At 71.0% G+C, this 17,927-nt stretch carries 20 protein-coding genes, 2 pseudogenes and 1 riboswitch; of the genes and pseudogenes, 10 read left to right on the top strand and 12 right to left on the bottom strand.

Annotated features, from left to right (window positions below):
* Window positions 1-33: 33 nt before the first annotated feature.
* Window positions 34-1,251: an MFS transporter gene (locus tag QUE40_RS18070; protein ID WP_289231862.1), complete on the bottom strand. Its 1,218-nt coding sequence runs from the start codon at window positions 1,249-1,251 to the stop codon at window positions 34-36.
* 80 nt (window positions 1,252-1,331) lie between these two features.
* Window positions 1,332-1,439: riboswitch (TPP riboswitch) on the bottom strand.
* Window positions 1,440-1,550: 111 nt separating this feature from the next.
* Between QUE40_RS18070 and QUE40_RS18065 the strand changes: the two genes are divergently transcribed.
* Window positions 1,551-3,047, top strand: coding sequence for a peptide MFS transporter (locus QUE40_RS18065; protein WP_289231861.1), 1,497 nt, complete (start codon window positions 1,551-1,553; stop codon window positions 3,045-3,047).
* 89 nt (window positions 3,048-3,136) lie between these two features.
* Here QUE40_RS18065 and QUE40_RS18060 read toward each other — a convergent pair whose 3' ends face one another.
* On the bottom strand, window positions 3,137-3,271 hold the full coding sequence (locus QUE40_RS18060) for a hypothetical protein (protein ID WP_289231860.1): 135 nt from the start codon (window positions 3,269-3,271) through the stop codon (window positions 3,137-3,139).
* On the bottom strand, window positions 3,268-4,287 hold the full coding sequence (locus QUE40_RS18055; RefSeq protein WP_289231859.1) for a MalY/PatB family protein: 1,020 nt from the start codon (window positions 4,285-4,287) through the stop codon (window positions 3,268-3,270). Before QUE40_RS18055 ends, QUE40_RS18060 begins: the two co-directional genes overlap by 4 nt.
* 236 nt (window positions 4,288-4,523) lie before the next feature.
* Between QUE40_RS18055 and QUE40_RS18050 the strand changes: the two are divergent.
* Window positions 4,524-5,815: pseudogene (locus QUE40_RS18050) on the top strand (endonuclease/exonuclease/phosphatase family protein).
* 36 nt (window positions 5,816-5,851) lie between these two features.
* The gene (locus tag QUE40_RS18045; RefSeq protein WP_289231858.1) at window positions 5,852-7,291 is read left to right on the top strand and encodes an APC family permease; all 1,440 of its coding nucleotides are present in this window, start codon (window positions 5,852-5,854) and stop codon (window positions 7,289-7,291) included.
* 20 nt (window positions 7,292-7,311) lie between these two features.
* On the opposite strand, the gene QUE40_RS18040 is transcribed toward QUE40_RS18045, so the two are convergent.
* Window positions 7,312-7,461, bottom strand: a complete 150-nt coding sequence (locus QUE40_RS18040) for a hypothetical protein (RefSeq protein ID WP_170206918.1) — start codon at window positions 7,459-7,461, stop codon at window positions 7,312-7,314.
* A 134-nt stretch (window positions 7,462-7,595) separates the two neighbouring features.
* On the opposite strand from QUE40_RS18040, the gene QUE40_RS18035 reads away from it, so the two are divergent.
* Window positions 7,596-8,264, top strand: a complete 669-nt coding sequence (locus tag QUE40_RS18035) for a hypothetical protein (protein WP_289231857.1) — start codon at window positions 7,596-7,598, stop codon at window positions 8,262-8,264.
* On the opposite strand, the gene QUE40_RS18030 is transcribed toward QUE40_RS18035, so the two are convergent.
* The 5 genes from QUE40_RS18030 to QUE40_RS18010 all read right to left on the bottom strand — a co-directional run bounded on the left by QUE40_RS18030 (window position 8,248) and on the right by QUE40_RS18010 (window position 10,975).
* On the bottom strand, window positions 8,248-8,538 hold the full coding sequence (locus tag QUE40_RS18030; RefSeq protein ID WP_289231856.1) for a GNAT family N-acetyltransferase: 291 nt from the start codon (window positions 8,536-8,538) through the stop codon (window positions 8,248-8,250). The genes QUE40_RS18035 and QUE40_RS18030 overlap by 17 nt on opposite strands.
* A gap of 402 nt (window positions 8,539-8,940) precedes the next feature.
* Complete coding sequence (locus tag QUE40_RS18025) at window positions 8,941-9,102, bottom strand: hypothetical protein (RefSeq protein WP_289231855.1); 162 nt, start codon at window positions 9,100-9,102, stop codon at window positions 8,941-8,943.
* A 63-nt stretch (window positions 9,103-9,165) separates the two neighbouring features.
* A complete protein-coding gene (locus tag QUE40_RS18020) occupies window positions 9,166-9,645 on the bottom strand; it encodes a VOC family protein (protein ID WP_289231854.1) in 480 nt (159 codons plus the stop codon).
* 175 nt (window positions 9,646-9,820) lie between these two features.
* Window positions 9,821-10,114: a hypothetical protein gene (locus QUE40_RS18015; RefSeq protein ID WP_289231853.1), complete on the bottom strand. Its 294-nt coding sequence runs from the start codon at window positions 10,112-10,114 to the stop codon at window positions 9,821-9,823.
* A gap of 177 nt (window positions 10,115-10,291) precedes the next feature.
* The gene (locus QUE40_RS18010; protein WP_289231852.1) at window positions 10,292-10,975 is read right to left on the bottom strand and encodes a hypothetical protein; all 684 of its coding nucleotides are present in this window, start codon (window positions 10,973-10,975) and stop codon (window positions 10,292-10,294) included.
* 380 nt (window positions 10,976-11,355) lie between these two features.
* Between QUE40_RS18010 and QUE40_RS18005 the strand changes: the two genes are divergently transcribed.
* Entirely contained in the window at window positions 11,356-11,937 is a 582-nt protein-coding gene (locus QUE40_RS18005; protein ID WP_289231851.1) for a TMEM165/GDT1 family protein, read from the top strand.
* A 158-nt stretch (window positions 11,938-12,095) separates the two neighbouring features.
* A complete protein-coding gene (locus QUE40_RS18000) occupies window positions 12,096-13,460 on the top strand; it encodes an APC family permease (protein ID WP_142007257.1) in 1,365 nt (454 codons plus the stop codon).
* Window positions 13,461-13,600: 140 nt separating this feature from the next.
* On the opposite strand, the gene QUE40_RS17995 is transcribed toward QUE40_RS18000, so the two are convergent.
* On the bottom strand, window positions 13,601-14,173 hold the full coding sequence (locus tag QUE40_RS17995) for a hypothetical protein (RefSeq protein WP_289231850.1): 573 nt from the start codon (window positions 14,171-14,173) through the stop codon (window positions 13,601-13,603).
* A gap of 110 nt (window positions 14,174-14,283) precedes the next feature.
* Entirely contained in the window at window positions 14,284-14,919 is a 636-nt protein-coding gene (locus QUE40_RS17990) for a DUF6308 family protein (RefSeq protein ID WP_289231849.1), read from the bottom strand.
* A gap of 313 nt (window positions 14,920-15,232) precedes the next feature.
* Here QUE40_RS17990 and QUE40_RS17985 point away from each other — a divergent pair, with 313 nt between their 5' ends.
* From QUE40_RS17985 to relB, 4 genes are all read left to right on the top strand, one after another.
* A complete protein-coding gene (locus tag QUE40_RS17985) occupies window positions 15,233-15,562 on the top strand; it encodes a hypothetical protein (RefSeq protein WP_289231848.1) in 330 nt (109 codons plus the stop codon).
* Between the two features lie 41 nt (window positions 15,563-15,603).
* Window positions 15,604-15,792, top strand: a complete 189-nt coding sequence (locus tag QUE40_RS17980; RefSeq protein WP_289231847.1) for a hypothetical protein — start codon at window positions 15,604-15,606, stop codon at window positions 15,790-15,792.
* A complete protein-coding gene (locus QUE40_RS17975) occupies window positions 15,780-16,505 on the top strand; it encodes a WcbI family polysaccharide biosynthesis putative acetyltransferase (protein WP_289231846.1) in 726 nt (241 codons plus the stop codon). The genes QUE40_RS17980 and QUE40_RS17975 overlap by 13 nt, the downstream gene beginning before the upstream one ends.
* A 72-nt stretch (window positions 16,506-16,577) precedes the next feature.
* On the top strand, window positions 16,578-16,823 hold the full coding sequence (relB, locus tag QUE40_RS17970; protein WP_142007252.1) for a type II toxin-antitoxin system RelB family antitoxin: 246 nt from the start codon (window positions 16,578-16,580) through the stop codon (window positions 16,821-16,823).
* An 853-nt stretch (window positions 16,824-17,676) separates the two neighbouring features.
* Here relB and QUE40_RS19890 read toward each other — a convergent pair.
* Window positions 17,677-17,772 (bottom strand): annotated as a pseudogene (locus QUE40_RS19890) (DUF8462 domain-containing protein); the annotation flags it as partial.
* Window positions 17,773-17,927: the final 155 nt, after the last annotated feature.

Raw genomic sequence — 17,927 nt, 5'->3', positions numbered from 1 at the left:
CCCGACCGCACGCCGGGATCAGCCCGATGAGGGTCAGGCGAGCGGGGCGCGACGGTCGGTCTCGGGGCCGGCCAGCGCACCCACCACCAGCAGCAGCGCGGCGACCGCGAGCACCAGCCGCACCGCGACCTCGGCGCCCAGCGCCTCCTGCAGCGGCGGCAGCCAGAACGGGTAGAGCGCCGGCAGCACGATCGACAGCGAGTAGCCCACGCCGTAGCCGCTGGAGCGCACCTGCGCCGGGAACCGCTCGGCCAGGTAGGCGCCGACCGGCCCGTACGCCGTCACGGTCACCACCTGCAGGGCGGCGGCGCCGAGCACCACCACGGCGAGCGACCGCGACGCCCCGGTGAGCGCGTGCGCGAGCGGGGCGAGCAGCACGGCCGCCGCCCCGAACGCCACGAAGAACGCCCGTCGACCGGTGCGCCGCGACAGCTCGCCCGCGGCGAGCATCGTCACCGCCGACACCAGCGTCGCGATCAGCATGACGAACGGCACCGTGGCGGGGTCGAGCGCGGTGGACGCCCGCAGCTCACCGGTCAGCACCGGCACGGCCATCTGGGTGAACAGCCACAGCCCGGTCATCAGCACGAAGACCTGCCACAGCTGCCGGCGCCACTGCCCGATCACGATGTCCCGCAACGGGTTCGGGCGTCGCTCGGCTCGCTTCCAGGCCGGCGCGTCGGAGACCCCGCGGCGGTAGTAGAGCAGCATCGCGGCCGCCAGCAGCGCACCCACGGCGAACGGGACGCGCCAGGCCCAGTCGGCGTACGCGTCGACGCCGAGCACCTCGACGAGCGTCAGCGTCAGCGCGGCGATCGAGGCGTTGGCCAGCGGCGACATCGCCATGACGGCGCCGCTCAGGCCGCCGCGCCGCTCAGGCCGCGACCACTCCATCGCCAGTGGGATGGCCGCGGTGTACTCACCTCCCAGGAAGATGCCGCCGAGGAACCGCAGCGCCACGAACGCCCAGAGCGTCGCCGCCCCGAGCGTGGTGTGCCCCGGCACCAGCGCGATCGCCGCCGTGGTCGCCGCGATGCCCGCGATCGCGATGCGGGTCGTGCTGGTGCGGCCGCGGCGGTCGGCGACCGCGCCGAAGATCGCGGCGCCCAGCGGCCGGCCGAGCAGCGTGGCCACGAACACCAGGCCCGTCTGGGCCGCGGTGCTGCCCGGCCCGAGCACCCGGTCGCTGACCGGGGCGAGGGCGATCACGGGCAGGAAGATGTCGACCTGGTCGACGTAGTTGCCGAGCATCCCGCCGCGGGTCGCCCGCCTCCGGGCAGGGCTGTCCGGCGTGAATCTCGTTCTGGCAGAAGCGATCTGCGACACGGCAGACGACGGCATCGGAGTCTCCCTTCGGCGGCATGACCCGCATCAGGTGTGACGGTCGGCGCGGCAGCAGCGCCCTCTCAGCCCCTCCTGGGACTCCCGCGATGGATGTGCGAAGTGACCACCAGCGTACGACCCGACAGGAGTGCCCTAGGAACGCGCCGTACGGTGGACGGCGGCTTTCGGGCCCCCAAGTCCAGAATCGAAAGGCAAGTGACCTGAGCATGTCGGCCACCCCCACCGACACCGGGGCGACTCCCGCCGAGAAGACCTTCCTCGGCCACCCGCGCGGACTCGCGACCCTCTTCAACGTCGAGCTGTGGGAGCGCTTCTCCTACTACGGGATGCGCGCCATCCTGCTCTACTACCTCGTCGACACGGCCGCGAACGGCGGGCTGGGGCTCGACGACACGTTGGGCGAGGCGGTGGTCGCGACGTACGGCGCCGCGGTCTACCTGCTGTCGATCATCGGCGGCTGGCTCGCCGACCGGATGATCGGCGCGCGCCGGTCCGTGCTCTACGGCGGCCTCATCATCATGGCCGGCCACCTGTCGCTGGCCGTCCCCGGCGCCGGCTTCTCCTGGCTCGGCATCGCACTCGTCGCCCTCGGCACCGGTCTGCTGAAGCCGAACGTCTCCACCATGGTCGGACACCTCTACACCGACCGCGACCCGCGCCGCGACGCCGGCTTCTCGATCTTCTACGTCTCCATCAACATCGGCGCGTTCTTCGCCCCGTTCGTGGTGGCCTTCCTGCGCAACCGCTGGGGATACCACGCCGGCTTCTCCGCGGCAGCCGTCGGCATGGGCATCGCGCTGGTGCTCTACTACCTCGGCCGCAAGCGGCTGGACCCCGACAGCGACAAGGCTCCGAACCCGGTCGACGAGACGGCGCGGCGCCGCGCCGGGCTGATCGGACTCGGCGTCGTCGCCGGTGTCGCGGTGCTCATCGGCCTGCTCCGCGTCGTGCGCGGTGGCTATGCCGCCGCCGTCATCGACACGGTGGCGCTGCTGTCGGTCGCCGCCTCGGTCACGTACTTCGTCGTGATGTTCCGCAGCAAGCGAGTCACCCCGACCGAGCGACGCCACCTGCGGGCCTACCTCCCGATGTGGATCGCCGCGGTGCTGTTCTGGATGATCTTCGAGCAGGCCGCGACCAAGATGGCGACCTTCGCCGCGCGGCGCACCGACCTGGACTCGCTGGGCTTCCGCTTCGAGGAGGAGTGGTTCCAGTCGATCAACCCGATCACCATCACCCTCCTCGCACCGCTGTTCGGTCTGCTGTGGCTGGCCCGCTCCGGCAAGTTCCCGAGCACGCCGATGAAGTTCGCGATGGGTGTGGCCATCGCGGGAATCTCGTTCGTGCTGCTGGGAATCGCCGCGAACTACTACGAGGGCCCGACCGCCCCGGTGTGGGTGCTCGGCGGCGTGTTCGTCGTGCAGACGCTCGGTGAGCTGTGCCTGTCGCCGGTCGGTCTCTCGGCCACGACAGTGCTGGCCCCGAAGGCGTTCGCGTCGCAGGCGATGGCGCTGTGGTTCCTGTCGTCGGCGACCGGTCAGTCGATCGCCGCGCAGGCCATCCGGCTCACCGACGACACCCCCGACGCGCAGTTCTTCACGGTGCTCGGCGTCATCGCCGTCGCGTTCGGTGTGGTGCTCGCGCTGCTGTCGCCGTGGGCGCACCGGCAGATCGCCGACGCCGAGCCCGAGGTGGCCCGGTAGGGCGGTCGCCGGGGTCTCGATACGCGCTCGTTCCTCGCGCTACTCGACCGGCTTGGTTCACGCGCTGCTCGACCGGCTTGGTTCGCGCGCTACTCGACCGGCTCGAGCGCGGCGGCCATGCGGTCGACGGCGGCGGTGATCACCTCGGGCGAGGTGCCGAGGTTGAAGCGCACCCACCCGGCGCCCTGGTCGGGGTCGTACCAGGTGCCCGCGCTGACGATCACACCCCGCGCCGGAACGTCGCGGCCGGGTCGTCGACGCCCAGCCCCCGGCAGTCGAGCCAGGCGAGGAAGGTCGCCTGGCTCGGCACCGGGCGTACGTCGGGGAGGCGCTGCGCGAGCAGCTCACCCAGCAGCCGGCGCCGGTCGGCCAGCTCGCCGAGCAGCTGGTCGAGCCACGGCCCGCCGTGGTCGTACGCCGCGGTCGCCGCGATCACCCCGAGGTGGTTGGCGCCGTGCGTCAGCACCTCGGGCAGCGCCGCGAGACGCTCCTTGGCGTCGGGCCCGGCGAACGCCAGCGCCGCCTTGATCCCGGCCAGGTTGAACGCCTTCGACCCGCTCATCAGGGCGACGCCGCGGGCGGCCTCGGGCAGGCTCAGGTACGGCGTGTACGTCGTTCCCGGCTGCACGAGCGGCGCGTGAATCTCGTCCGACAGCACCAGGATCCGGCGTTCGTCGGCCAGCCGCGCGAGCGCCCGCAGCTCGTCGGCGGTGTGCACCGTGCCGGTCGGGTTCTGCGGGTTGCACAGCACGTATGCCCCGCCCGGCCCGGCCTCGACGAACGCCCGGTCGAGCGCGTCGAGGTCGAGCCGCAGGTCGGCGCCGAGCGGCGCCTTCACCAGGCGCCGATCGGTGGCGGCGACGAAGCCGTAGAACGAGTCGTAGCACGGCGGGCTCAGCACCACACCCGCCTCGCGGGGCACGTTGTGCACGAGCAACGCCTCGATCCCCGACATCACGTCGGGCACGCTCATCGCCGCGCCGGGGTCGGGCGACCAGTCCCACCGCCGCTTCGCGAAATCTGTTGCGGCACGGACGTATGCGGCCGTCCACGCATACCCCGTGTCGCCGCGGCCGAGCGCCGACGTGACCGCCTCGACCACCGGCGGGCAGGGCCGCGCATCCATCTCGGCGACCCACACGGGGATGGCCTCGTGGCCGTACGCCTGCCACTTCACGCTGGTGCGGGTGCGGCGCAGCTCGTCGAGCGAGGCGCCCAGGATGGGTTCGGTCCGACTCACCGCCCCATGCTCCCCCACGACCCCGCTGGACGCATCGACCTTCGGTGATAGCCAGCGCCGATCGGCGTAGGTGACGACTCACCGGGTCGAGTGGTCACTTGTGGCGGGTGCGCGACGGTCGACACCCACCACAAGTGACCACTCAGTCGCGCGGCGACTCCGCCAGCCGTCCCCACCGCCCAAAGATCTCCTCGTGTTCGCCCGCAGGTCGCCCGGACCGGGCCACAGTGGGGCTCATGACCCGTCGCACCCGCCGTACGTCGCTCCTCACCGCCCTCGTCGGTGTCGCCCTGGCCGGTTCGGTCGGCCTCGCCGCCCCGGCCGCCACCGCCAAGCCCGGCGACAGCGCCGAGCCGCAGGGCAGCGCCAAGCCTGACCGCGCCAAGCCCGGGAGCAACGCCCCCGACCGCACCCTGCGCGTCGCCCAGTTCAACGCCTCGCTCAACCGCTCCGCCGAGGGCCAGCTCGTGCGCGACCTGTCGACGCCGGACAACGAGCAGGCGCGCAACGTGGCCGAGACCATCCAGCGCACCGACCCCGACGTCGTCCTCATCAACGAGTTCGACTACGTCCCGGGCAACGTCGCGGTCGACCTGTTCCGCGACAACTACCTCGAGCGCGGGCAGCGCGGCGCGGACCCGGTGACCTACCCCTACGCCTACACCGCCCCGGTCAACACCGGCGTGCCGAGCGGCATGGACCTCGACAACGACGGCACCGTCGGCGGCCCGAACGACGCCTTCGGGTTCGGCGAGTTCCCGGGGCAGTACGGCATGGTCGTCTACAGCAAGTACCCCATCGACACCGCGCGGGTGCGCACCTTCCAGAACTTCCTGTGGAAGGACATGCCTGGCGCGCGACTGCCCGACGACCCGGCCACGCCCGAGCCGAACGACTGGTTCTCCCCGAGGAGCTGGAGCGCGTACGACTGTCGAGCAAGTCGCACTGGGACGTCCCCGTGCGGGTCGGCAGGCGCACGGTCCACGTGCTCGCCTCGCACCCGACGCCGCCGGTGTTCGACGGGCCGGAGGACCGCAACGGCCTGCGCAACGCCGACGAGATCCGGCTGTGGGCCGACTACGTCTCCGGGCCGAGCCGGTCGCGCTACATCTACGACGACGCCGGCCAGCGCGGTGGCCTGAAGCCCGGCAGCCGGTTCGTCATCGCCGGCGACCAGAACAGCGACCCCTACGACGGCGACTCGCTGCCCGGCGCGGTCCAGCAGCTACTGACCAACAAGCGGGTCAACACCTCGCTGACGCCGTGGTCGGAGGGCGCCGTCGAGGCCGCGCGCGAGCAGGGCGGGGCCAACCTCACCCACCGCACGCCGGCGAAGTACGACACCGCCGACTTCGCCGAGCCGCCCGGCAACATCCGGGCCGACTACGTCCTGCCGAGCCGCAACCTGAAGATGCTCGACGCCCGGGTGTTCTGGCCGGTCAAGGCCGACCCGCTGTCGCGGCTCACCGGCAGCTACCCGTTCCCGACGAGCGACCACCGCCTGGTCTGGGTCGACGTGCGCGTCTGACCTCCCGACTCGCCGGTAGCCCGGCAGCATGGGGAGATGACGGACCACTCCCCCACGCACGGCACCGACGGCGGCTTCGTCCGCGCGCTCGGCAGCCTCGACACCATCGCCATCGGCTTCGGCGCGATGATCGGCTTCGGCTGGGTCGTGCTCACCGGCGGCTGGCTCGAGTCGGCGGGCACGTTCGGTGCCGCGCTGGCCTTCGTCGTCGGCGGGCTCATCATGTGCCTGGTCGGCCTGACCTACTCCGAGCTCGTCTCGGCGATGCCGCACGCGGGCGGCGAGCACCACTACGTCATGCGCGGGATGGGTCCGCGGTGGGCGTTCGTCTGCTCGTGGGCGATCACCGGCGGCTACGTCACGATCGTCGCGTTCGAGGCGGTGGCGCTGCCGCGCACAGCGCTCTACCTGTTCCCCGAGCTCAACCAGGTACGCCTGTGGTCGGTCGCGGGGTCCGACGTCTACCTGACCTGGGCGCTGGTCGGTGTCGTGGCCGCAGTCGTGCTGACCCTGCTCAACATTCGCGGCATCAAGCCGGCGAGCGCGGCGCAGTCGTTCATCGTGCTGTTCCTGCTGGTCGTGGGCGCGCTGCTGCTGGTCGGTTCGTTCGTCGGCGGCTCCACCGCCAACATGCGGCCGCTGTTCACCGGCGGGTTCGACGGGTTCGTCGCGGTGCTCGTGGTGGTGCCGTTCCTGTTCGTCGGGTTCGACGTGGTGCCGCAGTCGGCGGAGGAGATCAACGTGCCGTTCCGCCGCATCGGGCAGCTGGTCGTGCTGTCGGTCGCGATGGCCGCGCTCTGGTACATCCTCGTCGTCGTCACCGCGGGCTCGGCGATGAGCAGCAGCGAGCTGGCCGCCGCCGACCTCGCGACCGCCGATGCGATGACCGCCCTGTGGGGCAGCGAGATCTTCGGCACCATCCTGATCGCGGGCGGCATCGCCGGCATCCTCACCTCGTGGAACGCCTTCCTCATCGGCGCCTCCCGGCTGCTGTACGCCATGGGCCGCTCGGGGATGCTGCCGCGCTTCTTCGGGAAGCTGCACCCGACGTACAGGACGCCGGTCAACGCGCTGCTGTTCATCGGGTCGCTGTCGGTGCTGGCGCCGTGGTTCGGCGAGGCGATGCTGGTGTGGCTGGTCGACTCCGGCGCCCCGAGCATCGTCGTCGCCTACTTCCTCGTGGCGGTGACCTTCCTGGTGCTGCGCCGGCGCGAGCCGGAGATGGACCGCCCGTTCCGCGTGGGCAGCGCCCGCTCCCCGCTCGGCACCGTCGTCGGGGTCGCCGCCGCCGTGCTCACCCTGGCGCTGCTGTCGCTCTACCTGCCCGGGATGCCGGCCGCGCTGAGCATCGAGCCGTGGATCCTGTTCGGGCTGTGGTGGCTGCTCGGCGTGGTCTTCCTGCTGCGGCTGCCGTCGGGCGTGGCCGCGGGGCCGGACGCCGAGGAGCGGCTGCTCGCCCGCCTCAAGCGGTCCTGACGCTCAGCCGAGCGTGCGGCTCAGGCGGCCTTGACCAGCTTGCGCTTCTTGACCGTGTAGCCCTCCGGGAGCGTGCCCTCGCGCAGCATCCGGATCGGGCAGCGCTGGCACCGCGACTTGGAGACGCAGCACTCCTTCTTCGGCTTGCGCTGCTTGGACTTCTTGGCCACGGGCAGGAGTGTAAGGCATCGGTTAGGTTCGCCTCACCTATCCCCTTGGCGAGGGGTGACGCAGCGCGGGAGCCGCAGCGCACCGCAGCGCATCTAGAGTGAGCACAGTCATCAGCAGGCAGCGGGAGGCAGCCGTGCAGCAGCAGACCGGAACGACCCGTCGGAACGTGAGCAAGGGCGCCCTGTGGTCGGTCCCGATCGTGAGCATCGCCACCGCCGCACCCGCCGCCGCCGCCTCTCCATCGTGCGCCCCCGGCGTGGTCGACTGGGATGCCCTGGCCACGGGGACGCTCGTGGGTCAGACCACGGTCAACGGGACGACGCTCACGGTGACCTCGACGGTCTCGAACGACCGCAACCTGCGAGTGACCGCCGGCCCGCAAGGCGGCATCTCGCAGAAGTACCTCGCCTTCTCGTTCTCGCCGAACGTCGCGGCGCGAGACACCCAGACGATCACGTTCACCTTCTCGCGACCGGTGACCAACGTGAGCTTCACCCTGCTCGACCTGGAGACCGTCGGCACCGGCACGAGCGGCACCACCGGCTTCCGCGAGGGCTTCTCCCTCTCGTCCGGCTTCACCGTGCGGTCACGGGGCAGCAGGGTGACGGGCTCGGGCACGGCCGCCGATCCGTTCACCAACACCGGCTCCGCCCTGCCCACCGAGACCGCCGGCAACGTCGGCATCTCCTACGCCGGTCCCCTCACCAGCTTCAGCATCACCTACTCGAACCTGTTCAGCACCAACTACGACCTGTACATCCTCGCGGGGATCTCCGACATCTCGTTCACGCCCGTCTGTTGAGCCCCTCGGTCGGCCGGGAGGCCGAGACCTCGCCCTGCGGGCGCTCGAACCGGGCGAAGACGCGCGCGGTCTCGAAGCCGAGCCGGGCGTACAGCCGGGTGGCGCCGGTCGGGCTCGCGGAGTCGACGTGCAGGTCGGCGCGGGTGAAGCCGCCCTCGTCGACGGCGAGCCGCAGCGACCGGGCGAGGCAGGCCTGCGCGAGGCCGCGCCCACGCGCCTCGGCGACGGTGCCGACGGTCGCGACGTAGAGCTCCCCTCCTCCCAGACCTGGCACAGCACGTAGGCGAGCACCCGTCCGGCGCCGTCGACGGCCAGCGACGACAGGTCGTGCCGGCTGGCGCGCGCCGCCCAGCGGTGGTCCCACGCGGCCGGCGGCACCTCGGAGGAGCCGAAGTGGTCGCGGAACGCCGCGTTGTGCGCCTCGCGCACCGCCTCCTTGAGGTCGTCGCTGACCGGCACCAGGCGTACGTCGGTGGGCACCTCGGGCTGCGCGGGCACCTCCCCGGGCAGCGGGCGCACGAGCTGGTTGAAGTAGCGCACGACCGCATAGCCGCGGTGGTCGGGGTGCACGCCGCCGAGGAACCAGGCGCGGGCCGTGCCGTCGTGGCCCAGCGTCGGCGACACCCGGACGCCGCCGAAGGCGACGAGGCGGTCGCCCTCCCAGACCGCCCAGGTGTCACGGGTCGGGGTCGACGCCGTCGTCGGTCAGCTCCTCCGTGAGGTCCTCGGCCCTGACGAACTCGTCGGTGTCGTCGACCTCGGCCAGCGTGTTCGCGAGCGCCGCCCAGGCCTCGCCGTCGTCCGTGGTGAGCCGGCTCCAGCGGTAGTCGGACTGCATGCGCCCACCCTGGCGTACGTCGGGGGTGGGGGCGACGCAGTTTCGCGCCGCGCGCGGGGCCGGTCAGCCCGTCGGGTCCTCCGGGCGGATCGTGGCGAGGTCGCCCTGGAGCAGCCCGGTCGACTGCCCCACCTCGATGAGGTAACCGTCGGGATCCCTGAGATAGCAACGGATCTCGGCGCCACGGTCGATCGGCTCGGTGACGAACTCGGCGCCCTTGGCGCTCCACTCGCGATAGACCTGCGCGATGTCCGCGACCCGCAGGTTGAGGAACGCGGAGACCTCGTCGCGCTGCCGGTTCGGCACGAGCGTGATGCCCGGCTTGTCGGGCGTCGGGCCGCCGCCGGGGTTCATGATCAGCCACGAGTTCGCGAGCTTGACCATGCACGGGTTGCGCTCCAGCACCACCGTGCCGCCGAGCACCTCGGAGTAGAACCGGCGCGACCGGTCGACGTTCTCGACGGTGAGGAACGTGGTGACCAGGATCCCCTCGTCGGGAACGGGCAGGTTGTCGTAGTCGATGTAGGGCTGCTCGTCGGACATGGGTGCCTCCTGCGGCCGGCGTCGGGTGCGCGTCCCGGCCACGCTAGCCGCGGGCGTACGCCCGCCGCCCCACCCGGACGCACGCGGCTCGACGATCCCCCGAGGGTCGTCGAGCCGCGCACGTTCGGAGCCGTCGCCGTGGTGGTCACCAAGGCCGGGTTGGTCTGAGAGGGAATCAGGTCGCGTCGGTCGAGGAGCTCGGCGAGGCTGCGCCGCCCGGCGCCTTGTCGGCGTCGTCGCAGCCCTCCCGGTCGCCCGGGGCGCCCGAGTCGGAGCGGCCCTGCTGGCCACGATCCTGCTGACCCTGGCCGTCCGGGCTCGTGGTGGACGTCGCGCCCGGCGAGGTCGTACCCGGTGCGTCGGTGGCGGCATAGGCACTGGCGCCACCGACGAGAACCCCTGCTGCTGCAAGGAATCCGGCGGTCGTCAGACCGATGCGGGTTCCTTGTCCCAGCCTCCGGTTGGTCATGGCGTTCTCCTTCCCTGGCCGGCAGGTCCGGCTCGGTGTGCCATGCACGCTGGCGCCCAGGGCTGTCCGGATGCTGTGCGCAGCACGTCACCGCCCTACGACCGGCTCCCGAAGTGGGCGGTCGGCCCGGCTGCGCGCCGGGGTCGGTGACACGGAGGAGTCGTTCGAGTCGGCTGATCAGCCGCCGGTGCAGAGCGGCGCGGTGAAACCGATGTCGTTGGCGTAGCGGTTGCAGGCGCTGTCGTACGCCGGGGTCGTACCGAACGTGCCGATGAACTCGAACGTGTAGAGGCTGGTCGCGGTCGGCGTGACCGTGAGCGTGCGGGAGCCGCGACTGTTCGTCGTGCGCCCCAGCGCCTGCACCTGAGTCGCGGTCGCCACCACGGTCCCGGAGCAGCTCGTCAGCTGGGCGTCGAGGAACATCGACCGGTTGTTGGCGTTGAAGCTGTTCCAGTTCCACGTGAACGTGTAGGTGCGCCCCGCCTGAAGACATACGCTCTTGGAGTACGTGATCGAGGCACCCGCCGCGGTGGGGTCGCCCTCCATGACGATCGCGCCGGAGATGGAGCCGCCCCCGGTCCCGCCCGTGACGCTGTTGCAGCTGGCGTTGCCGCCCGTGGAGGGGGCGTAGGTGCCGGCATAGCGCGTGGTGCCGCCGGTGAAGGTCCCCACCGTCGAGAGCTTCCAGCCGTTGCCGTCGAGCGCGCCGCCGAAGCCCATGCTCGGGCAGCCGTTCGGTGTGCACGAGCACGGGCTGGCCGCGAGCGCAGGGGCCGCCGCTCCCAGCGCGATGGTGGGCACGGCCCATCCGACGCCCTTGGTGACGGTGCGCCGCGACGGGTGGACTGGTGCTGGAACCATCGAATTTCCCCTGGTGCTCGGTAGAGCGAACGCCCCTCGTCATCGACCGGTCGGTCGATCCTTCCCCCGGGTGCGCGTACGCCGCCGTAAGCGTAGGGCAGGACGGCAGGCTGCACCAGTCGCCGAGCGCCCTCGGGCGCCGGCCGCCGACCGGGGTGAGACGGATTTGGCCGGTGCGCCAGGCGTACGGCACACTCGGCGGCTGAAAGGGAGTAGTCCCCAACGACCTCGTCGACACACTGGCCCTCGGGCCCGGCGAGGTGGGCCACCCGAGACGGTGGCGGACGAGACTTTCGACCAGTGCAGCAACCCGTTGACTGTGCCTGGTCGAAGGCGCGTCCACCAGGCCGGCTGCTCTTCGCCCAGGCGGAGAGGTAGCAATGGAGGCCTTCCTCATCTCGACCGCCGTCATCTTCGTGGCCGAGCTCGGCGACAAGAGCCAGCTCATGGCGATGACGTTCGCAACCAGATATCGCGCACGCGATGTGCTCATCGGTATCTCGATCGCCACCCTGATCACGCACCTGGCATCCGTCGGCATCGGCTTCTGGATCGGCGACGCGTTCGCGCAGTACCAAGGGCCGATCGCGATCGCCGCCGGCATCGCGTTCTTCATCTTCGCCCTGTGGACGCTGCGTGGTGACGAGCTCACCGACGACGAGGCGCAGAAGGTGCGCAACAGCACCGGAGCCGCGATCCTCGCGGTCGGTGTCGCGTTCTTCCTCGCCGAGCTCGGCGACAAGACGATGCTCGCGACCATCACCCTGGCCACCCAGAACGGCTGGTTCGGCACCTGGATCGGCAGCACGCTGGGCATGGTGCTCGCCGACGCGCTCGCGATCGGTGTCGGTGCGGTGCTCGGCAAGCAGCTGCCGGAGAAGTTCATCAAGTACGGCGCCGCGTTCCTGTTCGCCGTCTTCGGCCTGTGGCTGGTGCTCGACGGGCTCGGCGTCCTGGGCTGAGCCGGCACCACGCCGGCGCCACGCCGGGCGAGGCCTGGCGGGGCGCCGGCCCGAGCCGGCCACGGGCGTACGGGCTGGTCGGGCAGACCCGGGCAGTTTCGGGCAAAAGGCCGCCTGGGGAGGTGGTGCCCGCCGCCAGACCCTGCAAAGGTGTCCGGATGCCTGACGCACCAGCGCAACCCACCGCCAACGCCGTGGGCGAGACCGAGACCAAGCTCAAGCGGGGCATCACCCCGCTGCTGCTGTTCTTCTTCATCGTCGGCGACACGCTGGGGGCGGGCATCTACACGCTCGTCGGCAGCATCGCCCAGGACGTCGGCGGCGCCATCTGGTTGCCGCTGATCATCGCGCTGGTGCTGGCGCTGCTGACCGCGGGCACCTACGCCGAGTTGATCACGAAGTACCCCCACGCCGGCGGCGCCGCGCGCTATGCGGAGCGGGCGTTCAACAAGCCGTTCGTCACCTTCCTCATCGGCTTCCTGATGCTGTCCTCGGGCATCACGACGTCGGCGGCGCTGGCCAACGCGTTCGCCGGCGACTACCTCAAGGCGCTGACCGACATCCCGTCGGTGCCCGTCGCGCTGGCCTTCATCGCGGCGCTCGTCGCGATCAACCTGCGCGGCGTGCGCGAGTCGCTGATGGCCAACGTGTGCGCCACGATCATCGAGATGACGGGTCTGATCATCATCATCGTGGTCGCCGCCATCGTCTTCGGCAACGGTGACGCCGAGCCCTCGCGACTCACCACGTTCGCCGACGGGATCAGCCCGATGTCGGGCGCGTTCGCCGCGACGATCACCGCGTTCTTCTCCTTCCTCGGCTTCGAGGCCGCGGCCAACATGGCCGAGGAGGTGCGCCAGCCGAGCCGGGCCTACCCGCGCGCGCTGTTCGGCGCCATCGCCACCGCCGGCGTCGTCTACCTGCTCATCGCGATCGGGGCCGGCGCGGTCGTGCCGACCGACCAGCTGGCCCAGTCCGAGGGGCCGCTGCTGGAGGTCATCGACGCCTCGGGCCTGTCGTTCCCGCCGTGGCTGTTCGCGCTGATCGCGCTGGTCGCGATCGGCAACGGTGCGCTGCTGTTCATGGTGATGGCCAGCCGCGCGACGTACGGCCTCGCCGAGGCCGGCCTGCTGCCGAGCGTCTTCGGGCGGGTCGCCCCGGCCCGTCGTACGCCCTGGGTCGCCATCCTCGTCGTCGGCGCCGTGACCATGGGCATGAGCTTCGTCGGTGACGTCGGCACCCTCGCGGACACCACCGTGCTGCTGCTGGTGCTGGTGTTCATCTCGGCCAACATCTCGGTGCTGGTGCTCAAGAAGGACAAGGTCGACCACGAGTACTTCCACGTCCCGCGGATCGTGTCGGTGCTCGCGCTGATCGCCAGCATCGCGCTGCTGACCCAGCAGAGCCTGCAGACGTGGACGATCGCCGCGTGCTACCTGGTCGTCGGCTCGCTGCTGTACCTGATCGCTCGGCACGCGCGGAAGCGTGAGGGCCAGGAGGTCGGGTCGGTGGACCTGGGCTGAGCCGGGCGCGGCTGCAGACAGAAACATGAGGCGCCACTCGCTCGGGGGTCCGAGTGGCGCCTCATGCGTCCGCTACATCGTGGGGGCTGCGCGGGCGTTACAGCGTTCTCGCGAGAAGTTCTCGCACGGCGCGGCCGGCCTCAGTCCCAGGCCAGAGCGGCGTGCATCATGAGCGCGGCCAGCGGGCTGTCTCGGTAGCCCTCGCGCACCTCGCTCGTCCACAGGCCGCGGGTCACGAGGTCGTCCAGCGCGACGTCGCGGGCGGCGGTCGCCCGGGCGATCCAGCCGGGGTCTGCGCGGCGCCGCCAGTCGGCGAGCGCGGCCTCAGCGGCGGCCTCCATGTCGTCGTACTCCCGCTCCCACGCCTCTGCCTGGCGCTCGGCGGCGGCCGCCGCCTCGGCCCGTTCGCGGCGCTTCCGGGCGCTGAACGTGATCGCGAACCGGGGCGCTGGCTGCGGGTCGGGGGCGGCCCAGCTCCCCGGCGCGGTCAGGTGCCGCTCGACCTGCTCGCGGGTCACCGCGCAGATCCGGATCGGCTCGCGCGCCGCCTCCGGCCCACCCATGGCCGCCACCTCGAACGTCGCCAGCTGGTCGAAGTGGTCGACCTCGCCGGTGAGGGCACGGGCCGCCGCGAGCGCGGCGTCGGCCGGGTCGGGCTCGGCGGTGGCGTCGGTCGGGTCTGTCGAGTCGGTCGGCTCGCGCGGCTCGGTCACCGCGGCATCATTTCGTACGTTCACGCACGATCTGGGAGAGCCAGCCCCGGAACGACGGGGAGCCGGCTCGCAGATCGTGCGAGGACGTACGAACTGCGGGGACATCGCGCCTAGATGGCGCGCGATTCCGACTCGCCGTCCGGCGTCCAGATCAAGATGTCCGCGATCCGCAGCACGGACGTAACCCCGCCGTCGCTCCGGGGGTACCGCTCAGCCAGTTGCTCCAGCCAGGACAGGTTCTGCCTGATATCGCGCCACTGCCGCGAGCGCAGCTCGGCCTCCTGGCCGGCCCGCACGCCATAGAACGCGCGAACTCTGGAATCCACGATCGGGACGGCGTGCGGCGCGAAGCGATGCAGCACCTTCGACACCGTGACGGGGGTCCATCCCGTCACCTGTTGGGTCGCGCGGTTCGCTTCAGCCAAGGGTTCGAAGACCTCCCTCAGCTGCTCCTCGCTGTCGATCTCTTCAAAAGCCGGCGCGTTGCGCATCGCTACGAGCGCTTTATCCAGCGCCGTTCGGAGACGCTGCGGCGGCGCCTCCCCCGCTGCATACAACGGCACGACGTGATGCCACTTCAGTGTCAGGCTCAAGAGGTTGGCGGCCAGGATGTCCTCCGGGCGAAGGTGATCGGTCGTGTTCAGCGGGGAGACGTCGTACGTCCGGAACGCATAAGGACCCGAGGGATCTGTGTACGCCCTCAGCTGCTCCTCCGCGCGGTCCCTCGCCGCCTCAAGACTCTTCATCCAGCCCATCTCCTGCCTCTTGGCGCCAACATGCAACCGATCACGAGGTACCTACTGAACACGCAACCCCGGGGGCGGCACGGCGTCTACGTCGGGCGCCTCACTCGAGGACTCAGAGTCGCCGTTGGAAACTCCTCCCCCGCAGCCCCCAAGAGCAACGACTGCCGCAAGCACCACGGCTCTCACCCCCTGTGCATGCGCCGACGCTAGTGCGTGATTCAGGCGGAGAGTGCGCCTTTAGGTGAGATTGATCAGGTCGCCGCAACTCCGTTGCCACTGAGTCGCTCGCGGGGCCAGGCGTTAGCGTGCGGCCATGGTGTCGGTCCTGCTCGCCGCGTGCCCGTTCACCGGGCACGTCGACCCGACCGTGCGGCTGGCGCGGGCGTTGGTCGACGCCGGCCACGACGTACGCGTGGACAAGGCCGACATCGCGGCGCGGGTGCGCTGGAGCGGCACCGGAGTCACGACCGCGACGCTGACGCCGAACCGCAGGTGGATCGACAACGCGGTCGGAAAAGCGTTGTACGACAACGGGGTTCGCGCGACAGCGGCCCGGGTCGGCGACGAGCTGAAGGCCGCGCCGGGGGCCGCCGGCGCGGTGCGGGTGGTGGAGATGGTCGCCGCCGCGCAATACCTCCCCTAGGGCGGGGCGTGCAGGTCACACCCCGACTTACCTTGAACCGTATGACTGAGGCGCCGGACGGGGTCGACCCGCGAGAGTGGCACTACGGCGAGTTCTACGGTCACCGCGAGGTGGACGGGCCGTCGCTGATGGTGTGGGGCAACTGCCAGGCCGAGGCGCTGCGCGTACTGCTCGACCCGCTCGTCGGCGACCGGTGGACGACCGTGCGGATTCCCCCGTGCACGAGCTGACCGAGACCGACGTGCCGCACCTGGACCGCGCTCTGGAGCAGACGACCGCGTTCGTCGCCCAGCCCGTGCGCGAGAACTACCGGGACCTGCCGCTCGGCACCGCCCAGGTGGCCGAGCGCACCCGCTCGGCCCAGGTCGTACGCATTCCAGCCCTGTTCTGGGCACCGCTCCACCCGTTCCAGGTGCTGGTGCGCGGTGAGGCGGGCGACCCGCCAGGGGTGCCGTATCACGACCTGCGCGTGCTCACCGGGGCTCCGCTGGACCATCGACCGCCGGCCGGGGCGGTGCGCGCCATCGCCGAGGAGTCGCGCGAGGAGCTGCGGCGGCGGCAGGAGCGGGACGAGACGCTGCCCGCGGACGACCTGCTGACCGCGGCCGACACCGCCGCGACCAACGTGATCAACCACCCGGGCAACCCGGTGCTCATCGGGCTGGCCGGCCGGATCGCCGAGGAGCTGGGGGCCGACGGCTCGGTCGCCGACCCCGGTCGCGAGCTGCTCGGCAGCCTGTTCGCCCCGATCCCCGCGTGGGTGGTCGACGAGCTCGACCTGGACGGCGAACCGCGCGACGGCTGGGTCGTCGACGGGCGCGAGGTCGCGGAGGAGGAGCTCGCCGAGACCCACCGCGCGTGGTACGCCGAGCACCCCGAGATGGTCGAGGAAGGTCTGCGGCGGCACGAGAAGACCCTGGCGACGCTGGGGCTGGCGGGCTGAGGAGTCAGCGGCTGCTGACGTAGGGCAGCCGTCCCGGCGACGTACGGTTGGTGCATCGCGAGAGGTGATGACGTGACGCTCCGCATCCGACTGACCGCAGAAGAAGATGCGCGTCTCGACGCGCTCGTCGCCAGGACCGGACGTTCCAAGACTTTCTACGTCCATCGGGCGATTGCCAATCACTTCGACTCCGAGGAGGAGTCGTTCTGGGTCGATGGGGCCACCCGCGAGTGGGAATCATCCGGCCGGATATCGCGACCGGCGCAAACACTGTGGAAAGAGCTGGGGCTGATCTTTGGGCTGCCCTCGCTGCCCTGAGCCGCCCACCGCTATCAGCGCAATCGCACCCAGGTCCAAGAGATCATCGCCGTGGCCACCGAGACCACCGGTCAGTCTGGCGTCTGATCCGGCCGACCGAGCGACGCCCGTTCCCGGGTTCGGATCAGCAGGAGCTGGGGATGAACGTCAGGTCAGACACACCGATGCCCTGGTTGCCGGACACCGAGTTCGTGCCGGTGTAGACGTTCGTGTAGGTGATCGTGAACGACGTCAGCGGCCCGGCGTAGGAGACCGTCACGTTGCCTCGGGCATCGGAACCGGACAGGTTGCCCGTCGTGGCCGGCTGGCTCGGCTGGAACGGTGACGCAGCGGTGCCGGTGCCGGTCAGCGTGGCCCCGGTGCTCGTGGCGCTGAACCCGGAGCTGAACGAGATGCCGTCGATCCAGCCTGAACCGATGGTGGCGTCGATGTCGTAGACCGAGAACGTCAGGTTGGACACCGGCTGGGAGAACGTGAACGTGTAGGTGGCCGAGGTCGTCTTGGCCGGTGTCGCACGCTCCAGCTGGAGGAAGCGCTCGTTCACCCCACCCATCGGGCCGCTGCGCACCGTCAGGTCGTTCGCGGTGCCGCTGCCGGAGCCTGCTCGCGTGACGCGCATGGTGGTCGTGCCGACGGTCACGGCGCCGCCGGACAGCGTCGTCGTGTCCCAGTCGATGGTGACCGCGGCGCACGACGCAGCCACGGCCGGTGCCGCGTTGGCGGCCACCACGACGGGGACCGACCAGGCGATCCCCTTCGCGAACGTACGTCTTTCTAGCTGCCTCACCACGAGCACAGCGTACTCGCCCGCGAACCCCGCCCTACGCTCGCGTAGGGCCCAGGCGGAGGGCCGGGCCTCGGCGACGTCGGCCATGGCGCGCAAATACTCCCGCTCGCCGGGAGTCGCTCTCTCGTAACGGGATCCGAGGAATCCGGCGGCCCGCTCCGCGAAGCGCGAGCCTCCGTCAGCGCTACCGCGGGCTTTCAGTGTCACGCGCGAGCGGGTGGCCGCCACGATGAGCATCTTCGTGCTAAACGTCCTGGTTGATCTGGTCGAGGACGTGATCAGTGCCGCACACAGCGCGTGCCGCGCTCGAAATCGCG

Origin of the sequence: Barrientosiimonas endolithica (assembly GCF_030296655.1) — a bacterium.
In the GTDB taxonomy this organism is placed as follows: Bacteria; Actinomycetota; Actinomycetes; order Actinomycetales; family Dermatophilaceae; genus Barrientosiimonas; species Barrientosiimonas humi.
The sequence above is the reverse complement of the archived record's forward strand: the minus strand, read 5'-3'. Positions and strand labels throughout refer to the sequence as shown.